Source organism: Pseudomonas sp. MWU347 (assembly GCF_017947305.1).
Lineage (GTDB): Bacteria > Pseudomonadota > Gammaproteobacteria > Pseudomonadales > Pseudomonadaceae > Aquipseudomonas > Aquipseudomonas putida_A.
In genome coordinates, this window is the sequence record NZ_JAFGZB010000001.1 from 733,261 (window position 1) to 752,093 (window position 18,833).

Here is an 18,833-nt window from a genome sequence, read left to right on the forward strand (position 1 = left end):
ACAGGGGACCGCGTTGATTTCAGATGAGGTGAATAAACCCGTTTTCATGACACTTTTGTTTCAATCCGCACTTTAGCTGTGCAATGCTGGCGCCCAGTCCGTTAGCCAACTACAGCTTAAGTATCAAAAACGTAGAAACCGCGCGGTACCGTCAACTTGCCCCTTTGGGGCTCTGCAACTACAGGGGGTCTGCATGCTCACCCTGCTCAATTTGCTGTCTGCCGTGGCCCTGCTGATCTGGGGCACGCACATCGTCCGAACCGGCATCCTGCGGGTGTACGGCACCAATCTGCGCCATGTGATCGGCCAGAACATGTCCAAACGCTGGCTCGCGTTCGTCGCCGGCATCGTCGTGACTGCGATGGTGCAGAGCAGCAACGCCACGGCCATGCTCGTCACCTCCTTCGTTGGTCAGGGCTTGATGGCGCTGACCCCGGCGCTGGCGACCATGCTTGGCGCCGACGTCGGTACGGCGCTGATGGCGCGGGTGCTGACCTTTGACCTGTCGTGGCTGTCGCCGCTGCTGATTTTCCTCGGGGTGATTTTCTTTCTGTCGCGCAAACAGACGCGGCTCGGGCAGATGGGCCGGGTCAGCATCGGTCTGGGGCTGATCATTCTCGCGCTGCAACTGATCGTGGAGGCCGCCGCACCGATTACCCACGCCCAAGGGGTGAAGGTGATCTTTGCTTCGCTGACCGGCGACATCCTCCTCGACGCCCTGGTTGGTGCGTTGTTCGCGATGATTTCCTATTCCAGCCTCGCCGCCGTGCTGCTGACCGCGACGCTGGCCGGTGCCAGCGTGATCAGCCTGCCGGTGGCGATCGGTCTGGTGATCGGCGCCAACATCGGCAGCGGCGTGCTGGCGTTCATGAGCACCAGCATGCAGAACGCGGCCGGGCGGCAAGTGGCGCTGGGCAGCCTGCTGTACAAACTGATCGGTCTGCTGCTGATCATCCCGGTGCTCGATCCGCTGGTGCACTGGATGGACGGCCTGGATTTCAGTCCGCAGGAAATGGTCATTGGTTTCCACTTGCTCTACAACACCGCGCGCTGCCTGATTCTGCTGCCCAGCGTCGCGCCGATGGCACGCCTCTGCGCCTGGTTGCTGCCGGAGCGCCCGGAGGTCAACGGCACCGCCAAGCCGCGGCATCTCGATGCGACGGCGCTGGTCACCCCGAGCCTGGCGCTGGCCAACGCGGCCCGCGAGACCCTGCGCATGGGCGACCTGATCGACAACATGCTCGACGCGATGCTCGATGTGCTGCGCGGCAAGCAGACCGCCATTACCCAGGAAATGCGCCGACTGACCGATGACGTCGAAGCGCTGTACAGCGCGATCAAGCTGTATCTGGCGCAAATGCCCCGCGAGGATCTCGGCGAACAGGACAGTCGGCGCTGGGCAGAGACCATCGAATTGGCGATCAACCTGAAACTGGCCAGCGACCTGATCGAACGCATGCTGCGCAAGGTGCAGCAGCAGAAGACCTCCCAGCGTCGGTCGTTTTCCGAAGAGGGCCTGGAGGATCTGGCCGGGCTGCATCAGCAACTGATCGCCAACCTGCGCCTGGGCCTGTCAGTGTTCCTCAGCGGCGACAAGGAAAGCGCCCGTCAGCTGTTGCGCGAGAAACGTCGCTTTCGCGCACAGGAACGGCGTCTGGCCCATGCCCATGTCAGCCGTTTGCAACGTAAGATCGTGCAGAGTCTGGAAACCAGTTCGCTGCATCTTGAGCTGATTGCGGATATGAAACGCTTGAATTCGCTGTTTTGCAGCAGTGCTTATGTGGTGCTGGAAACGGCCGATACCGGGGCGCTGGAAGCGGATGATATTGCCGACATTACGCATTCGCCTTGAACGTCTGGGGCTGGGGTCAGTCAGTAACATTGATTCAGCCTTAAGACCTTCGCGAGCAAGCTCGCTCCCACATTTGAAATGCATTCCCCTGTGGGAGCGAGCTTGCTCGCGAATGCCGGCCTGAATAGCGACACGGATCTCCAAATCAGCCGTATGGAAGCCTGTTATGCGTTGCCTGTTGTTCGCCTGTCTGTTGCTCGGTTCCCTGCCCGCCTTCGCCGTTGATCGCTTTCAGGTCGAAGGCTACGCGCTGCCCAACGGTTTGCAGCTGTTGCTCAAGCCCGGCACCGAGCGCGGGCATGTGGCGATTCGTCTGGTGGTGGGCGTCGGTCTCGACGATTTCGACTGCGATGAAAAAGAGCTGCCGCACCTGCTTGAGCACCTGCTGTTCAGCGGCGTCGATGCCACCGGCGAAGGCGGCCTCGAGGAGCGCATGCAGGCGCTGGGCGGTGAGTGGAACGCGTTCACCAGCAACGCCGACACCACGTTCGTCATCGAAGCCCCGGCAAAGAATCAGCGCAAGGTCCTCGACCTGTTGCTCGACCTTTTGACCCAGACCCGCATCGACGACAACGCGATCAACGCTGCCAAGCGCGTAGTCGAGCGCGAGGACGGCGGCCATTACACGCGCCTGCAACGCTTTCTCGACCGCCAGGATCTGGGCCACACCGCGAGCAATCAACTGGCGGTGGAATTGGGCCTGAAATGCCCGCAGCGGGCCGAGGTCGGTCACCTGACCCAGAAGCAACTGGAGAAGGTGCGCAAGACCTGGTACGCGCCGAACAACATGACCCTGATCGTCGTCGGTGAACTCGACAAACTGCTGCCGGCCTATCTGGAACGCACCTGGGGCGCGCTCGAAGCGGTGGAGCCGGCGGAGCACCGTGAGCTGCCGGACATCCGCACCAGCGCCGCCCATGAACGCACCCTCACCCGTGGCTTCATCGGCGACAGCGCCAAGTTGCACTGGCTGGTGCCGGAGCCGATGCTCGACGATCAGTACGACGAGACCTTCGACATCCTCAAGGACTACCTCGACTGGGCGCTGTACCGGCAGATTCGCCTGAATCACGGCTTGTCCTACGGGCCGTGGGCCGAGCGTGAAGTGTTTGGCGGGGTCGGCTTCATGAGCCTCAACGCTGACGTGGATCGCGATGACCTCGCCGAAGCCCAACAGGTGCTGGAAGACCTCAAGGCCGATCTGCTGAAAAACGGCCTCGACCCGGACACTTTCGCCCGGATCAAACAAGCCGCCATCGCCCATCAGGCCTGGGCGGTACAGGGCAACAGTGCCATGGCGGATTACTACTGGAGCGCGCTGGGCGATTACGAGGACGGGCGCTTTGCCAACCCGGCCCGCGAGCTGCAAGGCGTGACCCTGGAAACGGCAAACAAGGCCATGCGCGAGTTGCTGTTGCAACCGGGATATCTGCGGATCGAGAAGCCGTTGCTTAGTGATGATCAAGTGTTGTGGCTGATTGCCGGTGGTCTGGGCGTGGTGTTGCTGGTGCTGATTGGCTGGCGCTTGCACCGTCGTAAGCCAGCCAAACACTGAACCTGTGGGAGCGGGCTTGCTCGCGAATGCGGTGTGTCATTCAGCAATGATGTCGACTGACACGGCCCCTTCGCGAGCAAGCCCGCTCCCACAGGGATCTGTGGTGATTTTACTGACCGGGAGCCTCGCCACGTCGCCCGGCGGACGGTACTCTGTCGAGGTTTTTTCCTACTCAGTCGTGAACCGCCAACATGCAGAAAATCCCCCTCCTGATCCAGCGCATTCTCGAGCTGATGAAGCGCTATCCCGGGGTGATTGCGCTTGGCGGTTTCATCTCCGGGGTCGGCAGTTTCATTCTGGTCGATCGCCAGCAGGGACTGGCGAGCTGGATCACCATCATCATGCTGCTGAGCTGGATCTGGCTGATGCTGGAGAACACCCTGACCGGGCTGTTCACGCGCATCTTCAAGCGGGAGATCCCCCAGCCGCTGCTGCGTTACGCGACGCAGATGATCCATCAGGAAAGCCTGTTTTTCGTCCTGCCGTTCTTCTTCATCACCACCACCTGGAACAGCGGTCAACTGATCTTCACCGGGCTGCTGTGCATCGCCGCGCTGATCTCGATTGTCGATCCGCTCTATTACAAATGGCTGGCGCCACGGCGCTGGGCTTTTCTCGCATTGCACACCCTGACCCTGTTCGCCGCCCTGCTCACTGCGCTGCCGGTGATCATGCACCTGACCACCGCGCAAAGTTTCAAATGGGCACTGGGCACGGCGGTGGTGTTGTCATTCCCGAGCCTGGCGTCGATCTTCCCGATCCGCACGGTGCGCAACGCGCTGGCCATTCTGTGCATTACCGTCGGCATAGGCGCGGTCGGCTGGACCCTGCGCTCGTGGGTGCCGCCGGCGACGCTGTGGATGACCGACGTGGCGATCAGCACTCAGTTGCAGGATCGCACCCCGGGCGACAGCCTCGAACAGGTCAGCGCCGAGCAGATCCGCAACGGCGGTCTCTACGCCTACACCGCAATCAACGCGCCGCGCGGGCTGGATGAGCGGATCTACCACGTGTGGCAGTTCGACGGCAAAGAGGTCGACCGCATCGCTCTCGATATCCACGGCGGGCGCAAGGAAGGTTACCGGGCGTGGACGCACAAGCAGAACTTCCCCGGCAACCCGGCGGGCAAGTGGCAGGTGCGGGTGCTGACTGAAGACGGTCAGGTGATCGGCGTACTGCGTTTCGAAGTGACCGACAGCACAGCGATCAAAGAAAAGTAATCCGGTTCGTGCTATTACGTTAGTTCGCTTAATAGCCGGACAAGCACGGAGCTTATGATCAGCAGCTCAATGAGCGGTAATGCCCAACTGGACACGTCAATCAGCCCTGCCCGCCTGCGGGTTTCCGGGGACTGGACGCTTGCCCATTACGCCGACCTCAAGCACCTGACCGAAAAACTGACCGGCCAGTACGACGCCAATACCGTGGTCGACCTCAACAGCCTCGGTGCGCTCGACACTGCGGGCGCTTCGTTGCTGGTGGAACTGCTCGGTTCCGAGCGTCTGGGCAAATCCGCCGAACACCCCGACTGCACGATTTCCCAGGCTGACCGCGCGCTGCTGCAGACTGTGTATCGCTCGCTGACTGATTTCTGTGTGCCGGTCAAAGAGCCGGAAGTCAGTGTCAGCGTGCAACTGCTGACCCGCATCGGGCGCGCGGTGGAAACGGTCTGGCAGGACACCCTGCAAGTGCTGGGCTTCATCGGCCTGATCCTCGAAACCATCGCCCGCAATCTGCTGCGCCCCAAGCGTTGGCGCATCACCCCCGTCGTCGCCCACATCGAACAGACCGGTCTCGACGCTGCGCCGATCGTGGCGCTGCTGACTTTTCTTGTCGGCGCGGTGGTGGCGTTTCTCGGCGCCACGGTGCTGGCCAGTTTCGGCGCGACGATCTTTACCGTGGATCTGGTGGGCTTCTCTTTCCTGCGTGAGTTCGGCGTGTTGCTCACGGCGATCCTGATGGCCGGGCGCACTGCCAGTGCTTTCACCGCGCAGATCGGTTCGATGAAGGCCAACGAGGAGATCGACGCGATCCGCACCCTCGGCCTCGACCCGATGGAGCTGCTGGTGGTGCCGCGCGTGCTGGCGATGCTGGTGGCGCTGCCGATGCTGACGTTTCTGGCGATGCTCTGCGGGATCATCGGCGGTGGCGTGGTGTGCGCGGTGTCGCTGGGGATTTCGCCGGCGATGTTTCTCTCGCTGCTGCAGAGCGACATCGGTATTCAGCACTTTCTGGTCGGCCTGGTGAAAGCGCCGATCTTTGCCTTCCTGATCGCCACGATCGGTTGCCTGGAAGGCTTCAAGGTCAGCGGCAGCGCCGAATCGGTCGGTGCGCACACCACGTCAGCCGTGGTGCAGTCGATTTTCGTGGTGATCGTGCTCGATGCGGTGGCTGCGCTGTTCTTCATGGAGATGGGCTGGTGAGTCGTCTACCCCGCGCGCCCTCGGAGGCGGTGATCGAAGTCCGTGGCCTGTGCAATCGCTTTGGCAGCCAGAGCGTGCACGAGAATCTCGATCTGGATTTGTACAAAGGTGAAATCCTCGCCGTGGTCGGCGGCTCCGGCAGCGGTAAATCGGTACTGTTGCGCAGCATTGTCGGTCTGCGCCGGCCCAGCGAAGGCAACGTGAAGGTGTTCGGGCAAAACCTGCCGAGCCTGTCCGAGCATGAGCGTTCGCTGGTCGAGCGGCGCTTTGGTGTGTTGTTCCAGAAAGGCGCGCTGTTCTCCTCGCTGACGGTGACCGAAAACGTCGCCCTGCCGCTGATCGAACACGCCGGCCTGAGCCGCAACGACGCCGAGCATCTGGCGGCGGTGAAGCTGGCGCTGGCCGGGCTGCCGTTGTCGGCGGCGGACAAATACCCGGCTTCGCTGTCCGGCGGGATGATCAAGCGCGCTGCGCTGGCCCGGGCCCTTGCGCTGGATCCGGACATCCTGTTTCTCGACGAACCCACCGCCGGCCTCGATCCGATTGGCGCGGCGCAGTTCGATCAACTGATCCTGACCCTGCGCGATGCGCTGGGCCTGAGCGTGTTTCTGGTGACCCACGACCTCGACACGCTCTACACCATCACCGACCGGGTGGCGGTGCTGGCGCAGAAGAAAGTGCTGGTGGCCGGCCCTATCGATGTGGTTTCGGAAACCGACGACGCGTGGATTCACGAATACTTCCACGGCCCACGTGGCCGCTCGGCGCTGGACGCCGCCAAATTGCTCAACGAGGTCTGACATGGAAACCCGAGCCCATCATGTGTTGATCGGCCTGTTCTCAGTGATTGTCGTGGCAGGCGCCCTGCTCTTCGGCCTGTGGCTGGCCAAGTCCAGCGTCGACAGCGAGTTCAAGGATTATGAAGTGGTCTTCAACGAGGCGGTCAGCGGCCTGTCCAAGGGCAGCCCCGTGCAGTACAGCGGGATCAAGGTCGGTGACGTGGTCAACCTGCGTCTCGACCCGAAAGACCCACGTCGGGTGCTGGCGCGGATTCGTCTGGGCGGTGACACCCCGGTCAAGGAAGACACCCAGGCCAAATTGGCACTGGCCGGGATTACCGGGACTTCGATCATCCAGCTCAGCGGCGGCACCCCGGAGAGCCCGAAGCTGCGTGGGCATGACGGCGAGCTGCCAACCATCGTCGCGGCGCCCTCGCCTATTTCCCGGCTGCTCAACGACAGCAACGACCTGATGACTGGCATCACCGCGCTGCTGAGCAACGCTAACCAGATGTTTTCCCCGGAGAACGTCGAGCGCGTCAGCAACACCTTGGCGCATCTGGAGCAGACCACCGGTTCGATCAACGATCAGCGCGGCGACCTGCGCCAGGCCATGCAGCAACTGGCGAGTGTCGGCAAGCAGGCCGGCAGCATGCTCGAGCAAACTTCGGCGCTGATGCGCAACGCCAACGGCCTGCTCAACGATCAGGGCAAGCAGGCGCTGGGCAGTGCCGAGCAGGCGATGAAGTCGCTGGAACAGAGCAGCGCCACCATCAACGGCCTGCTGAGCAAGAACCAGAACTCGCTCGACAACGGAATGCAGGGCCTCAATGGCTTGGCGCCGGCGATCCGCGAACTGCGCGAAACCCTGACTTCGCTGCGTGGCATTTCGCAACGTCTTGAGGCCAACCCCAGCGGCTACTTGCTGGGCAGTGACAAGAACAAGGAATTCACCCCATGAAGCTGATTCACTTTGCTCTCCTCGCCAGCCTCGCTTTGACCAGTGCCTGCTCGATCCTGCCCAAGGCCGAACCTTCGGACGTCTATCGCCTGCCTGCCGCGCAAGCGCCCGCCTCGGTCAGCTCAGCAGCGACCCAGCACTGGTCGCTGCGCCTGAACAAGTTGCAGGCCAGCGAAGCGCTGAACCGGCCGAACATCGCGGTGATCCCACAGGGCGACGTGATCAGCAGCTACAAGGCCTCGCGCTGGAGCGATCCGGCGCCGGTGCTGGTGCGTAATCGGCTGCTGGATGGTTTTGCCCGGGATGGTCGGGTGACGCTGCTCAGCACCGATGACAGCAACTTCGCTGCGGATCTGGAACTGGGCGGCAGCTTGCAGGCGTTTCAGACTGAGTATCAGGGCAATCAGGCCAGCGTCGTGGTGCGGGTCGATGCGTTGCTGGTGCGCGGCTATGACCAGAAGATCCTCGCCAGTCGCCGCTTCGAAGAGCGTCAGCCGTTGAATGATGTACAGGTGCCGGCGGTGGTCGCGGGGTTTGGACTGGCCAGTGATCGGCTGACGGCCAAGGTTGTCGCGTGGGCTGTTCAGCAAGGCCAGCAATTCACCCAACAACCCAGACCTTAAACCTTATACATAACCCCTGTGGGAGCGGGCTTGCTCGCGAAGGCGGTGTGTCAGTCAATATACAGGTCGACTGACCCGCCGCTTTCGCGAGCAAGCCCGCTCCCACAATGGGGATTCGTGGTTAACCGAAGAACCAGTAGCAGACGCCGATGGCGCCGAGTACGCCGGCCAATTCAGCCAGCAGCGCGCATCCAACGGCGTGCCTTGCGCGCTGAATCCCCACCGCACCGAAATACACTGCCAGCACATAGAACGTGGTCTCGGTACTGCCCTGAATCGTCGCCGCCACCAGTGACGGGAAGCTGTCGACGCCGGAGGTCTTCATGGTCTCGATCAGCATCGCCCGTGCGGCGCTGCCGGAAAACGGTTTGACCATCGCCGTCGGCAACGCATCGACAAAACGCGTATCCCACCCGGCCCACTGCACCAGATGCCGAATGCCATCCAGACCAAAGTCCAGCGCGCCCGAGGCACGCAGCACGCCAATCGCGCAGAGCATCGCCACCAGATACGGCAGCAGGTTCTTGGCGACGTCGAAGCCCTCCTTCGCGCCCTCGACGAACGCTTCGTAAACCTTGACCTTGCGTAACGCGCCGATCACCAGGAACAGCATGATCAGGCCGAACAGCGTCAGGTTGCCAAGGATCGACGACAGCCCGGCCAGTGCCGTGGCCGACATCGTCGCCAGCAGCGCCATGAAGCCGCCGAGGATCAGTGCGCCGGGAATCAGATAGGCCAGCACCACCGGGTCCCAGATGCGCAGGCGCTGCATGAACGCCACCGAAAGGAAGCCGACGATGGTCGAGCAACTGGTCGCCAACAGGATCGGCAGAAACACCAGGGTCGGATCTGGTGCGCCTTGCTGGGCGCGGTACATGAAGATTGTCACCGGCAACAGGGTCAGCGACGAGGCGTTGAGCACCAGGAACAGGATCTGCGCGTTGCTGGCGATGGTCGCGCTGGGGTTGAGCTCCTGCAGCGCCTTCATCGCCTTGAGGCCGATCGGCGTGGCGGCGTTGTCCAGGCCCAGGCCGTTGGCGGCGAAGTTCAGGGTAATCAGACCGAGCGCCGGGTGCCCGGCCGGGACTTCCGGCATCAGCCGCAGAAACAGCGGCCCGAGCACCTTGGCCAGCCATTCGACGATCCCGGCCTTCTCGGCGATGCGCAGAAAGCCCAGCCACAGGGTCAGCGTGCCGAACAGCAGCACCATGACCTCGACCGAGAGTTTGGCCATGGCGAAAATGCTTTCCACCATCGCCGCGAAAATCCCGGCGTTGCCACCGACCAGCCACTGCACCAGCGCAGATATTGCTGCCACGACGAAGAAGCCAAGCCACAGGCCATTAAGCATCAGTCAAATCCCCCGGAAGATGCGGCGAATGATAGCGGGGTCGCCAGAAACGACAAACCCCGGATTGCTCCGGGGTTTGTTGGTAAGGCTTGCATCAGTCACTGTGGGAGCGAGCTTGCTCGCGAAGGCGGTGTGTCAATCAACATAATTTTTGGATGTGCCGGCCTCTTCGCGAGCAAGCTCGCTCCCACAGGGGTTTGCATTACGGCTTGGAGATTTCGCCAGCCGGCAGTTTTTCCTTGCTGCGCCAGTGCGGCAGGGAGTTCCAGTAGCGCTCGCCCTTGGCGTCGTCGTACATGCCTTCCCAACGCGCGATAACCAGCACTGCCAGGGCGTTGCCGATCACGTTCAGTGCGGTACGCGCCATGTCCATGATGCGGTCGACACCGGCGATGAACGCCAGGCCTTCCAGCGGGATACCGACACTGCCCAGCGTCGCCAGCAGCACCACGAAGGACACGCCCGGTACGCCGGCGATGCCTTTGGAGGTGACCATCAGGGTCAGCACCAGCAGCAGTTGCTGGCTGATCGACAGATCGATGCCGTACAGCTGGGCAATGAAGATCGCGGCGATCGACTGGTACAGGGTCGAACCGTCGAGGTTGAACGAATAGCCGGTCGGTACCACGAAGCTGCAAATGGCTTTCGGTGCGCCGTAGGCTTCCATCTTCTCGATCACCCGTGGCAGAACGGTTTCCGAAGAGGCGGTGGAGTAAGCCAGAACCAGCTCATCCTTGAAGATGCGCATCAGCTTGATCACCGAGAAGCCGAACAGCTTGGCGATCAGGCCCAGCACCACGAAGGCGAAGAAGGCGATGGCGACGTAAACCAGGATCACCAGTTTGGCCAGCGGCAGCAGCGAGGCGAAACCGAAGTTGGCCACGGTCACCGCGATCAGGGCGAACACGCCGATCGGCGCGTAGTTCATGATCATGTGGGTGACTTTGAACATGCTTTCCGAGACGCCCTGGAACATCTTCACCAGCGGCTCGCGCAGGTCCGACTGCAGGCTCGACAGACCGAGACCGAACAGCACGGAGAAGAAGATGATCGGCAGCATTTCGCCACGGGCCATGGCCGCGAAGATGTTCGACGGGATCAGGTTGAGGATGGTCTCGATGAACGCGTGTTCATGCTGCACTTCGGCGGCGGTCGCCTGGTACTTGGAGATATCCACCGTGCCCAGGGTGCTCATGTCGATGCCGGCGCCCGGGTGGAACAGGTTGGCCAGCAGCAGGCCGACGATGATCGCGATGGTGGTGACGATTTCGAAGTAGATGATGGTCTTCAGACCGATACGCCCGAGTTTCTTGGCGTCGCCCACGCCGGCGATGCCGACGATCAGGGAGGAGATGACGATCGGGATCACGATCATCTTGATCAGACGGATAAAGATATCGCCTGCCGGTTGCAGGACGTTGCTGATCCACCAGGCTTTTTCGGCACTGAAGTGGTTGAGCAACGCACCAATTGCAATCCCTAAAACCAGACCGATGAGGATCTGCCAGGCGAGGCTGAGTTTTGCCTTCTTCATTATCTTTACCCTTACTTGCGTTTGACTCAGGCACATGCAGGAACTGGAACGCTCTGTCAGCGGAAAAGTCTGTGCATCTGCCTCCGTATAAGGTGCCCCGAAGCGCGTATTTACGGCTCTTCGGCAGGCGAAAAAAGGCGCAACTATTCCGATGCAAGGTTGCGCCGTCTAATGCCGTAAACGCCTACCCTATGCCGAATCGGCATGAGCTTTTTTAATTGAAACTGGCGTCCCAACCGGTTCGATTACGACATTTCAGCCGGCATAAGTGCCGTGAACCGGCCATTGCAGCGTAGATTGGTTATTTTTTAAACGAGAAATTTCGACGGAAATCTTAAGAAAAAGCCTACGTTTGCAGACTAGATGTCCCACTGTTTAAAGGGACTCTTTCTCGATATACGGTCGCCAGGAAACACCGCGTAATGTTTTCGCGCGCAGTGTGAGGCATAAAAAGATGAGCAGGACGCTCTGGATCAATGTTTTTGCATCGGATGAAGCTCAGCGCAAGTCCGTCGAACCACTGAGGGTCGGCGAACCTGCGTCGCAGCTTTTACCCTGACCCGGCCCTCGCGCAGGCACTCCCTGTACCCGTAGGTCACTCCGACCCTGCAACAGTCAGAACGTCCCGGCCCCTTGGTCATGCGCCAGCCTTCCTCGGGTAGGCGCAATAAAGGGCAGCGGGGCGCTGCCCTCATGTTCGAATCAATACCACTTCGGGTCTTTCTTCAGCGTTTCCATCAACAGGTTCTGCATACCCTCATCCGGTTTGCCGAGGAAGCGGTAGGTGGCATGTCGCGTTGGCGACTTGTCGGCCGGCAGTCCTTCGGGAACATCGACGAGCATGGCGTACGCGTCTTTCTTGTCGAAGCTGAAAGCCACGATCAAGCGATGGTTGAGGCACTTGTCTGCGGATTCACAGAGCGGGCCGACCAGGTACTTGTCGCCGTCTTCAGTCACGGCATTCATCTGCTGGTCTGGCGTGCCGGACAGGTTCATCACCCATTCCGGCAGGCGTTCTTCGTGCTTCACAACGCCTTGCCAGGTTTCGCGGTATTGCGGGTCGGAGCTGAGCAGCTCGTTGACCCGCGCCTGGCCATCATTGGCCGCCATCGCCATGGCACTACCGCCCATAAGCAGGGCGGCTGCCAGTGTCTTCAAAGCAATCATCGTTAACCTCGGCCGCGACGGCCAAAGAAGAAGGAAGCGATGAACATCACCAGGAACACGACAAAGAGAATCTTGGCGATACCCGTGGCGGTGCCCGCGATACCACCGAAGCCCAGTACGGCGGCGATGATGGCAATGATCAAGAATGTAATTGCCCAGCTCAACATGGTGATTCTCCTTACTTGTCTATTTAGGGATATTGCGTGTTCCGGCGCGATGCGCCTGAATTCTTCGGTTCGTCAGAAAACCCAGCGCTCTTCACGTGGCAGTTGATTCAGCGGCTGTGGCTGATCGACATCCATCATGCGCATCGAGGCGCTTTCGGCCTGACTGCTGCTGACGGCGCTGAAGTGCGTCTGCGTGCTGTGTTGAATCGAGATCAGCGGCTCAGGCTTCTGGCTGTTTTCCCAGCTCAGGTATTGCTGGCAGGCAATCAGGGTGATCAACAGTGCAAGTACGCCAAACAGGCCTTGCTGGATATGCAGTGGCGAGATACGCACTTGGGCGGCACGTTGGCGAGTCATCCTGGGTTCCTCACTCTTATTCGGTTAGGGCAGTGGAATCTGCCCGGGCTGAATGAGTTATTGCAGGCTGCATGCCAGTTTTTTATTTGAAAAATATTCAATAAAATCAATGGTTTACGAGTGGGTGGAATTCAGCGACGGACGCATCCTGCACGATGGGTCATCTACGGTCGTGCGAAATGCATGATTATTTCGTAGGAGATTTCATTCTTATGGAATTGAGAGCACGTCCCGGATGTCAGAAAAGTACGCAGGGAACCCTCTGTAAATCGGTGATTGTTTAAAAACTCAACAAAATCAACGGATTGGACGTCAAGGCAGGAGAGAGCTACCCTCCCATGGCTCGCATCGTTCAGAATCAACCATGCAACTTGCCCGATTTTTCCGGGACTAACCCAAGATCAATCACTATGGAGCGTAGGAAAAATGGAATCTGCCACTGAGCATCAAGGCCGCATTCTGCTGGTGGACGACGAGTCCGCCATCCTGCGAACCTTTCGTTACTGCCTCGAAGACGAAGGTTATACGGTGGCCACCGCCAACAGCGCGGCTCAGGCTGATGCACTGTTGCAACGCCAGGTATTCGACCTGTGCTTCCTTGATTTGCGTCTGGGTGAAGACAACGGTCTCGATGTACTGGCGCAGATGCGCGTTCAGGCGCCATGGATGCGGGTGGTGATCGTCACCGCGCATTCGGCGGTCGATACCGCGGTGGACGCGATCCAGGCGGGCGCCGCCGACTATCTGGTCAAACCGTGCAGCCCCGACCAGTTGCGTCTGGCCACCGCCAAGCAGCTGGAAGTGCGCCAGCTCTCGGCGCGTCTGGAAGCCCTCGAAGGCGAGATCCGCAAACCCAAGGACGGCCTCGACTCTCACAGCCCGGCGATGAAAGTCGTGCTGGAAACTGCGCGGCAGGTTGCCGGTACCGACGCCAACATCCTTATCCTCGGCGAATCCGGCACGGGTAAAGGGGAACTGGCCCGGGCCATCCACGGCTGGAGCAAGCGCGAGAAGAAATCCTGCGTGACCATCAACTGCCCGTCCTTGACCGCAGAGTTGATGGAAAGCGAGCTGTTCGGTCACAGTCGCGGTGCGTTTACCGGCGCCAGCGAAAGTACGCTTGGTCGAGTCAATCAGGCGGACGGTGGCACGCTGTTTCTCGACGAGATCGGCGATTTTCCGCTGACTTTGCAACCCAAGTTGCTGCGTTTTATTCAGGACAAGGAATACGAGCGGGTAGGGGACCCAGTGACTCGCCGCGCCGATGTGCGGATTCTCGCCGCGACCAACCTCAACCTTGAAGACATGGTGCGCGACGGGCGCTTCCGTGAAGACCTGTTGTATCGCCTCAACGTGATCACCCTGCATCTGCCGCCATTGCGCGAACGTGCCGAGGACATCCTGACCCTGGCCGACCGCTTCCTCGCGCGCTTCGTCAAAGAGTACGCGCGTCCGGCCCGGGGCTTCAGTGACGAGGCGCGGGAGGCGCTGCTGGGTTATCGCTGGCCGGGCAATATCCGCGAGCTGCGCAACGTAGTGGAGCGGGCGAGCATCATCTGCCCGCAGGAACGCGTGGAAATCAGCCACCTCGGCATGGCCGAGCAGCCGGCGAACAACGCACCTCGAGTCGGCGCCGCGCTGAGCCTCGATGAACTGGAAAAAGCCCACATCGGCGCGGTGCTGGCGACGGCAGGCACGCTGGATCAGGCGGCGAAAACCCTGGGCATCGACGCGTCGACCCTGTATCGCAAGCGCAAGCAGTACAACCTGTGAGCGCCCGACGATGAAGCTGGCGATGAAGTTGCGCACTCGCTTGTTCCTGAGCATTTCTGCGCTGATCACGGTCGCCTTGCTCGGGCTGTTGCTCGGGCTGGTCAGCGTGATGCAGATGGCCGGTACTCAGGAAGCAACGATCCGCAGCAACTTCGTGACCCTCGACCTGGGGCTCAAGTTGCGTCAGACCCTCGGCGACCAGTTGGTGCTGATGCTGGCCGAAAAACCCGATCCCGCCGCGTTCGAAGCGTCAAAGCAGCATTACCTGCAATTGCTGGATGAAGGCATTTCGCAGGAGGCCGACGGCGATGGCCGCCAGTACGGGTTTACCCAGGCCAAGGCCGACTATCTGAGTTTTCTCCAGGCGTTCGAGCTGTCGCGTAATCCGGGCAATGTGCTCAGCGGCAACAGCGACCTCAGAGAACGCTTCAACATCTTGCGCAACGGTTTGATTGCCGAGCACAAGCATGCGCTGGACAACATCAACGCCGTGCAGCATGACGCCCGGGAAAGGGCGCTGCTGGTCTCCGGCCTGCTAGGGTTGGTGGGACTGGCGGTGCTGATCATCGGCTTTGTCACCGCGCATGCGATTGCCCGGCGTTTCGGCGCACCGATCGAGGCGCTGGCGCAAGCGGCGGACAACATCGGCCAAGGCAATTTCGAGGTGACGCTGCCGATTTCCTCGGCGATGGAAATGAACCAGCTGACCAAGCGCTTCGGGCTGATGGCCGAGGCGCTGCGCGAGCATCAGGCGACCAACGTCGACGAGCTGCTGGCCGGTCAGCAACGCTTGCAAGCGGTGCTTGACGGTATCGACGATGGCTTGCTGATGATTGACCGCGAAGGGCATCTGGAGCACCTCAATCCAGTGGCCCAGCGCCAGTTGGGCTGGGACAGTGATCGACTCGGTCAGGGCTTGGGCACAGCGCTGGAGCGCCCGGAACTCGACGCACAACTGCAACTGGTGTTGCGCGGCGGCACCCTTGAGCGTGCTCCGGAAGATTTGAGCATCGAGGTCGATGGCGAATCACGTCTGCTGACTTACAGCCTGACGCCGGTCAGCCACACCCAGGGGCATATTCTTGGCGCGGTGATGGTGCTGCATGACGTCACCGAGCAGCGCGCCTTCGAGCGCGTACGCAGCGAGTTTGTGCTGCGTGCTTCCCATGAGCTGCGCACGCCGGTCACCGGCATGCACATGGCGTTCGGGCTGTTTCGCGAGCGGGCGAAGTTTCCCCCGGAGTCACGCGAGGCGGACCTGCTCGACACGGTCAACGAAGAGATGCAGCGCCTGATGCAGTTGATCAACGACTTGCTCAATTTCTCGCGTTATCAGAACGGTTTACAGAAACTCACCCTGGCGCCGTGCTCCATCGAAGATTTGCTGACGCAGGCGCAATCGCGCTTCGCGGCTGCGGCGGCGGCCAAAGGCATTGCGTTGAACGTCGAAGTGCAGGGGCCGTTGCCGCGCCTGCAAGCCGATCAGGCGCAACTGGACCGGGTACTGGATAACTTGATCGATAACGCCCTGCGCCATACCGCCCGCGACGGGCAGATTCGCTTGCAGGCGCGTCGGCATGGCGAGCGGGTCATCATCAGCGTCGAGGACAACGGCGAAGGCATTGCCTACGGGCAGCAGGGGCGGATTTTTGAACCGTTCGTGCAGGTCGGGCGCAAAAAGGGCGGCGCCGGCCTTGGCCTGGCGCTGTGCAAGGAAATCGTCCAGTTGCATGGCGGGCGCATGGGCGTCTATTCGCGGCCGGGACAGGGCACGCAGTTCTACATGGCGCTGGCGGTCTAGGCTTCGTCATCCAGCCGGCGTCCGGCGAGGCGCCGTCCACGGGTGATCAGTTCAATGAACTGCACCGCACTCAAGGCCTGGGCGAAAAGCCAGCCCTGACCGAACTTGACCCCCTCGCTGCTGAGAAACACGGCTTGCGCTTCGTGCTCGATGCCCTCGGCAATCACCTTCAGATCCAGTGCCTGCGCCATGTGAATGATGTGCGGAGCAACGCCACTGCTCGCCGCGTCATGACCGAGTGCGTCGATGAAGGCCTTGTCGATTTTCAGGCAATCCACCGGCAGCGTCTGCAGATAGGCGAGGCTGCAATAACCGGTACCGAAATCGTCGATCAACACTTGATGGCCGACATCGCGCAAGGCTTGCAGGTTCTCCCGCGCCACCACCACATCGATCAGCCCGCGCTCGGTGACTTCGAAGGCAATCTGCCGCGCCGCAACCCGGTGCAGGGTCAACAGCCTGGCCATGACTTGACCGATGCGCGGCACCATCACGTCGCACGCCGCAAGGTTGACCGAGATGTACAGTTGCGGATTCGCGCGTAGCACCGGCCCCAATTGCTCCAGCAGCCGCTGCAGGACGAAATCGGTCATCTGCCGTATCTGCCCGGTGTTTTCTGCCAATGGAATGAACAGGTCGGGGCTGGTCAGGGTGCCGTCCGGGCGGCGCCAGCGCAGCAGGGCTTCGGCGCCCACGCAATTGCGGCTGTCGAGGTCGAAGATTGGTTGATACAGCACTTGTAGCTCGCCACGCCGAATCGCACCCTGCAGCTCGGCGTCCAGTGACTGGCGCTGACGCACCAGTAGAAACACGAAGAAACCGGCAAACGCCCCCAGCAGCAGGCAGGCCGGCACCATCCACCACCAGACGGTCGGGATGTGCATGCCACTGCGCGGGGTGATCAGCACCAATTGGTATTCCGGATTGTTGGTTGGCATGCGATAGATCAGCCGTGACTGGGTGACTTGCAGGGCCTCGCGGCTCTTCGGTGGCCAGACTTCGCTCGGTGGCCAGGTCTGGGCTGTGCCGAGCACCGGAATCGCTCGCCTTCCATGATCGAGTACCACCAGCAGGCTGCTGTCCGGTGGCAGGTCGACCATGTCGGTCAAATGCCCGCGCGATGTCGCCACGCGGAAGTTGCCGCGCCCGAGCATCAGCGCCGCGCGGTTTTCATCGGGTTCGGTGGTGGTGTTGAGCCAGTAGCTGTAAGTCGGGCCCTTGATGTCCGGCGCGCGGACGACCGACAGTCCCTCCTGCCGGGGGCGGTTGGAGCAGATCCGCGAGCCGTCCATGTAGGCCGCTTCATACACGAAGCGATAGTTGAACGTGACCTGTTGCAGGGTGGCGATCATTTCCTCATCGCAACTGCGCAACGGCTGCGCCTGGAGGTCGTCGAGACTTTCGCGCAATTGCCCGAACAGCTGCTCAAGGCGGGCCAGAAAACGCTCGCCCTGGGCGTTCATCTCCTGACTCTCGTTCTGCTCGATCTGGCGCATGGCGACGAACATTCCGCCGGCGATCAGCAGGCTTGCACTGAGGACAGCCGCGATCATCGCCAAAAACCACGGGCGATAAAACCAGCTACGCAGCGTCGCTCGGGTAGCAACCATCATGGAATATCCGAAGAATTACCAATGAGTTATAGCTGCTGATTGCGATTTCGCCCTGACCGTCGGGCGGGCGTCATTATTTTGTCTGGTTGAGTACCAGCAACAACGCGGCTGTTTGCGCGTCCGGCATACCGTCGAAACGTGAAGGGCGGAAATGCATCTGGAAGGCGGCGAGTACATGACGGGTCGCGACATCCAGCTCGCCGGTTTGCGGGGTGTCGTAACCGACGCGCGCCAGTTGTTCCTGGAACCAGCTGATGCTCGGCAATTCGGCGTTGAACAGCACCTGCTGCCGTGCCACCGCTTGTTCATTAGGCCATACGCCCAGGCCTTCGGCGGCCAGGCGTTTCCATGGGAACAGTGGGCCGGGGTCGAGTTTGCGCAGGGGCGCGATGTCGCTGTGACCGATGATATGGCGCGGGCTGATGCCTTGGCGCTTGCTGATGTCCTTGAGCAGGACGATCAGCGACTGAATCTGCGCTTCGCTATAAGGGAACCACAGGCGCCCGGTCGGCGTGTCCTTGAAGCCCGGATTGACGATCTCGATACCGATCGAGCTGGAGTTGAGCCAGGTGCGGCCCTGCCATTGGCTTTCCCCGGCGTGCCAGGCGCGCTGGTTTTCATCCATCAGTTTGTAGATGGTGCCGCCCTTGTCGTCGCCGATCAGGTAGTGGCTGCTGACTTCGCCGTGGGTCAGCAGTTGCAGCGAACGCGAGAGCGACGCCGAGGTGTAATGCACGATCACGAACTGCACGCGGCTGTCGTGATTGGCCGAAGGATGGCTGGTGTCGTAACGCGGGCCGCTGGCACAACCGGCCAGAATGAGCAGCGACGCGAGAAGGGTAAAAAATTTCATGGCAAGAGGCAGTACACGCAAGAC

At 61.0% G+C, this 18,833-nt stretch carries 16 protein-coding genes and 1 pseudogene; 9 read left to right on the forward strand and 8 right to left on the reverse strand.

Going from position 1 to position 18,833, the window contains the following annotated elements; translation table 11 throughout:
- Positions 1 to 193 precede the first annotated feature (193 nt).
- Positions 194 to 1,852 carry a Na/Pi cotransporter family protein gene (locus tag KCG87_RS03270; protein WP_027610257.1) on the forward strand — a complete coding sequence of 553 codons (1,659 nt, stop codon included), beginning with the start codon at positions 194 to 196 and terminating at the stop codon, positions 1,850 to 1,852.
- Positions 1,853 to 2,018: 166 nt separating this feature from the next.
- Complete coding sequence (locus KCG87_RS03275; protein ID WP_210556185.1) at positions 2,019 to 3,407, forward strand: insulinase family protein; 1,389 nt, start codon at positions 2,019 to 2,021, stop codon at positions 3,405 to 3,407.
- Here KCG87_RS03275 and KCG87_RS27605 read toward each other — a convergent pair.
- Positions 3,407 to 3,505: pseudogene (locus tag KCG87_RS27605) on the reverse strand (metal ABC transporter ATP-binding protein); the annotation flags it as partial. The gene KCG87_RS03275 and the pseudogene KCG87_RS27605 sit on opposite strands and share 1 nt — an antisense overlap.
- Positions 3,506 to 3,598: 93 nt before the next feature.
- Between KCG87_RS27605 and KCG87_RS03280 the strand changes: the two are divergent.
- From KCG87_RS03280 to KCG87_RS03300, 5 genes are read left to right on the forward strand one after another with little or no spacing between them, the layout of a single operon-like run.
- Complete coding sequence (locus KCG87_RS03280; protein WP_098966454.1) at positions 3,599 to 4,627, forward strand: DUF5924 family protein; 1,029 nt, start codon at positions 3,599 to 3,601, stop codon at positions 4,625 to 4,627.
- Between the two features lie 54 nt (positions 4,628 to 4,681).
- Entirely contained in the window at positions 4,682 to 5,830 is a 1,149-nt protein-coding gene (locus tag KCG87_RS03285; protein ID WP_098966456.1) for an ABC transporter permease, read from the forward strand.
- Positions 5,827 to 6,630, forward strand: a complete 804-nt coding sequence (locus tag KCG87_RS03290) for an ABC transporter ATP-binding protein (RefSeq protein ID WP_041073657.1) — start codon at positions 5,827 to 5,829, stop codon at positions 6,628 to 6,630. Before KCG87_RS03285 ends, KCG87_RS03290 begins: the two co-directional genes overlap by 4 nt.
- Position 6,631: 1 nt before the next feature.
- Positions 6,632 to 7,570 carry an MlaD family protein gene (locus tag KCG87_RS03295; protein ID WP_096797615.1) on the forward strand — a complete coding sequence of 313 codons (939 nt, stop codon included), beginning with the start codon at positions 6,632 to 6,634 and terminating at the stop codon, positions 7,568 to 7,570.
- On the forward strand, positions 7,567 to 8,193 hold the full coding sequence (locus KCG87_RS03300; protein ID WP_098966457.1) for an ABC-type transport auxiliary lipoprotein family protein: 627 nt from the start codon (positions 7,567 to 7,569) through the stop codon (positions 8,191 to 8,193). The genes KCG87_RS03295 and KCG87_RS03300 overlap by 4 nt, the downstream gene beginning before the upstream one ends.
- A gap of 121 nt (positions 8,194 to 8,314) precedes the next feature.
- On the opposite strand, the gene KCG87_RS03305 is transcribed toward KCG87_RS03300, so the two are convergent.
- The 5 genes from KCG87_RS03305 to KCG87_RS03325 form a co-directional block, all read right to left on the reverse strand.
- Positions 8,315 to 9,544, reverse strand: coding sequence for a spore maturation protein (locus KCG87_RS03305; protein WP_025112290.1), 1,230 nt, complete (start codon positions 9,542 to 9,544; stop codon positions 8,315 to 8,317).
- A 202-nt stretch (positions 9,545 to 9,746) separates the two neighbouring features.
- The gene (gene gltP / locus KCG87_RS03310; protein WP_103367992.1) at positions 9,747 to 11,078 is read right to left on the reverse strand and encodes a glutamate/aspartate:proton symporter GltP; all 1,332 of its coding nucleotides are present in this window, start codon (positions 11,076 to 11,078) and stop codon (positions 9,747 to 9,749) included.
- Between the two features lie 702 nt (positions 11,079 to 11,780).
- Positions 11,781 to 12,245 (reverse strand): inhibitor of vertebrate lysozyme family protein, encoded by a 465-nt coding sequence (locus KCG87_RS03315; protein WP_096797612.1) that lies wholly within the window; start codon positions 12,243 to 12,245, stop codon positions 11,781 to 11,783.
- A 2-nt stretch (positions 12,246 to 12,247) separates the two neighbouring features.
- On the reverse strand, positions 12,248 to 12,412 hold the full coding sequence (locus KCG87_RS03320; protein ID WP_003177151.1) for a DUF1328 domain-containing protein: 165 nt from the start codon (positions 12,410 to 12,412) through the stop codon (positions 12,248 to 12,250).
- Positions 12,413 to 12,484: 72 nt separating this feature from the next.
- Positions 12,485 to 12,769, reverse strand: coding sequence for a hypothetical protein (locus KCG87_RS03325; protein ID WP_210556184.1), 285 nt, complete (start codon positions 12,767 to 12,769; stop codon positions 12,485 to 12,487).
- A 426-nt stretch (positions 12,770 to 13,195) separates the two neighbouring features.
- Between KCG87_RS03325 and algB the strand changes: the two genes are divergently transcribed.
- Positions 13,196 to 14,542, forward strand: a complete 1,347-nt coding sequence (algB, locus tag KCG87_RS03330; RefSeq protein WP_027610247.1) for a sigma-54-dependent response regulator transcription factor AlgB — start codon at positions 13,196 to 13,198, stop codon at positions 14,540 to 14,542.
- Between the two features lie 10 nt (positions 14,543 to 14,552).
- A complete protein-coding gene (locus KCG87_RS03335) occupies positions 14,553 to 16,343 on the forward strand; it encodes a KinB sensor domain-containing domain (protein WP_098966460.1) in 1,791 nt (596 codons plus the stop codon).
- On the opposite strand, the gene KCG87_RS03340 is transcribed toward KCG87_RS03335, so the two are convergent.
- Together KCG87_RS03340 and KCG87_RS03345 are read right to left on the reverse strand one after the other, a co-directional pair.
- Positions 16,340 to 17,956 carry an EAL domain-containing protein gene (locus tag KCG87_RS03340; protein ID WP_098966462.1) on the reverse strand — a complete coding sequence of 539 codons (1,617 nt, stop codon included), beginning with the start codon at positions 17,954 to 17,956 and terminating at the stop codon, positions 16,340 to 16,342. The two genes, KCG87_RS03335 and KCG87_RS03340, sit on opposite strands and share 4 nt — an antisense overlap.
- Before the next feature lie 73 nt (positions 17,957 to 18,029).
- A complete protein-coding gene (locus KCG87_RS03345; protein ID WP_210556183.1) occupies positions 18,030 to 18,809 on the reverse strand; it encodes an N-acetylmuramoyl-L-alanine amidase in 780 nt (259 codons plus the stop codon).
- Between the last annotated feature and the right edge of the window lie 24 nt (positions 18,810 to 18,833).

Bases quoted from the DNA above. Each gene is read 5' to 3' on its own strand.
- KCG87_RS03325 (WP_210556184.1), bottom strand. From the start codon at position 12,769: ATGACTCGCCAACGTGCCGCCCAAGTGCGTATCTCGCCACTGCATATC.
- KCG87_RS03275 (WP_210556185.1), top strand. From the start codon at position 2,019: ATGCGTTGCCTGTTGTTCGCCTGTCTGTTGCTCGGTTCCCTGCCCGCC.
- KCG87_RS03320 (WP_003177151.1), bottom strand. From the start codon at position 12,412: ATGTTGAGCTGGGCAATTACATTCTTGATCATTGCCATCATCGCCGCC.
- algB (WP_027610247.1), top strand. From the start codon at position 13,196: ATGGAATCTGCCACTGAGCATCAAGGCCGCATTCTGCTGGTGGACGAC.
- gltP (WP_103367992.1), bottom strand. From the start codon at position 11,078: ATGAAGAAGGCAAAACTCAGCCTCGCCTGGCAGATCCTCATCGGTCTG.
- KCG87_RS03270 (WP_027610257.1), top strand. From the start codon at position 194: ATGCTCACCCTGCTCAATTTGCTGTCTGCCGTGGCCCTGCTGATCTGG.
- KCG87_RS03315 (WP_096797612.1), bottom strand. From the start codon at position 12,245: ATGATTGCTTTGAAGACACTGGCAGCCGCCCTGCTTATGGGCGGTAGT.
- KCG87_RS03300 (WP_098966457.1), top strand. From the start codon at position 7,567: ATGAAGCTGATTCACTTTGCTCTCCTCGCCAGCCTCGCTTTGACCAGT.
- KCG87_RS03305 (WP_025112290.1), bottom strand. From the start codon at position 9,544: ATGCTTAATGGCCTGTGGCTTGGCTTCTTCGTCGTGGCAGCAATATCT.
- KCG87_RS03280 (WP_098966454.1), top strand. From the start codon at position 3,599: ATGCAGAAAATCCCCCTCCTGATCCAGCGCATTCTCGAGCTGATGAAG.
- KCG87_RS03335 (WP_098966460.1), top strand. From the start codon at position 14,553: ATGAAGCTGGCGATGAAGTTGCGCACTCGCTTGTTCCTGAGCATTTCT.
- KCG87_RS03345 (WP_210556183.1), bottom strand. From the start codon at position 18,809: ATGAAATTTTTTACCCTTCTCGCGTCGCTGCTCATTCTGGCCGGTTGT.
- KCG87_RS03340 (WP_098966462.1), bottom strand. From the start codon at position 17,956: ATGATGGTTGCTACCCGAGCGACGCTGCGTAGCTGGTTTTATCGCCCG.
- KCG87_RS03295 (WP_096797615.1), top strand. From the start codon at position 6,632: ATGGAAACCCGAGCCCATCATGTGTTGATCGGCCTGTTCTCAGTGATT.
- KCG87_RS03285 (WP_098966456.1), top strand. From the start codon at position 4,682: ATGATCAGCAGCTCAATGAGCGGTAATGCCCAACTGGACACGTCAATC.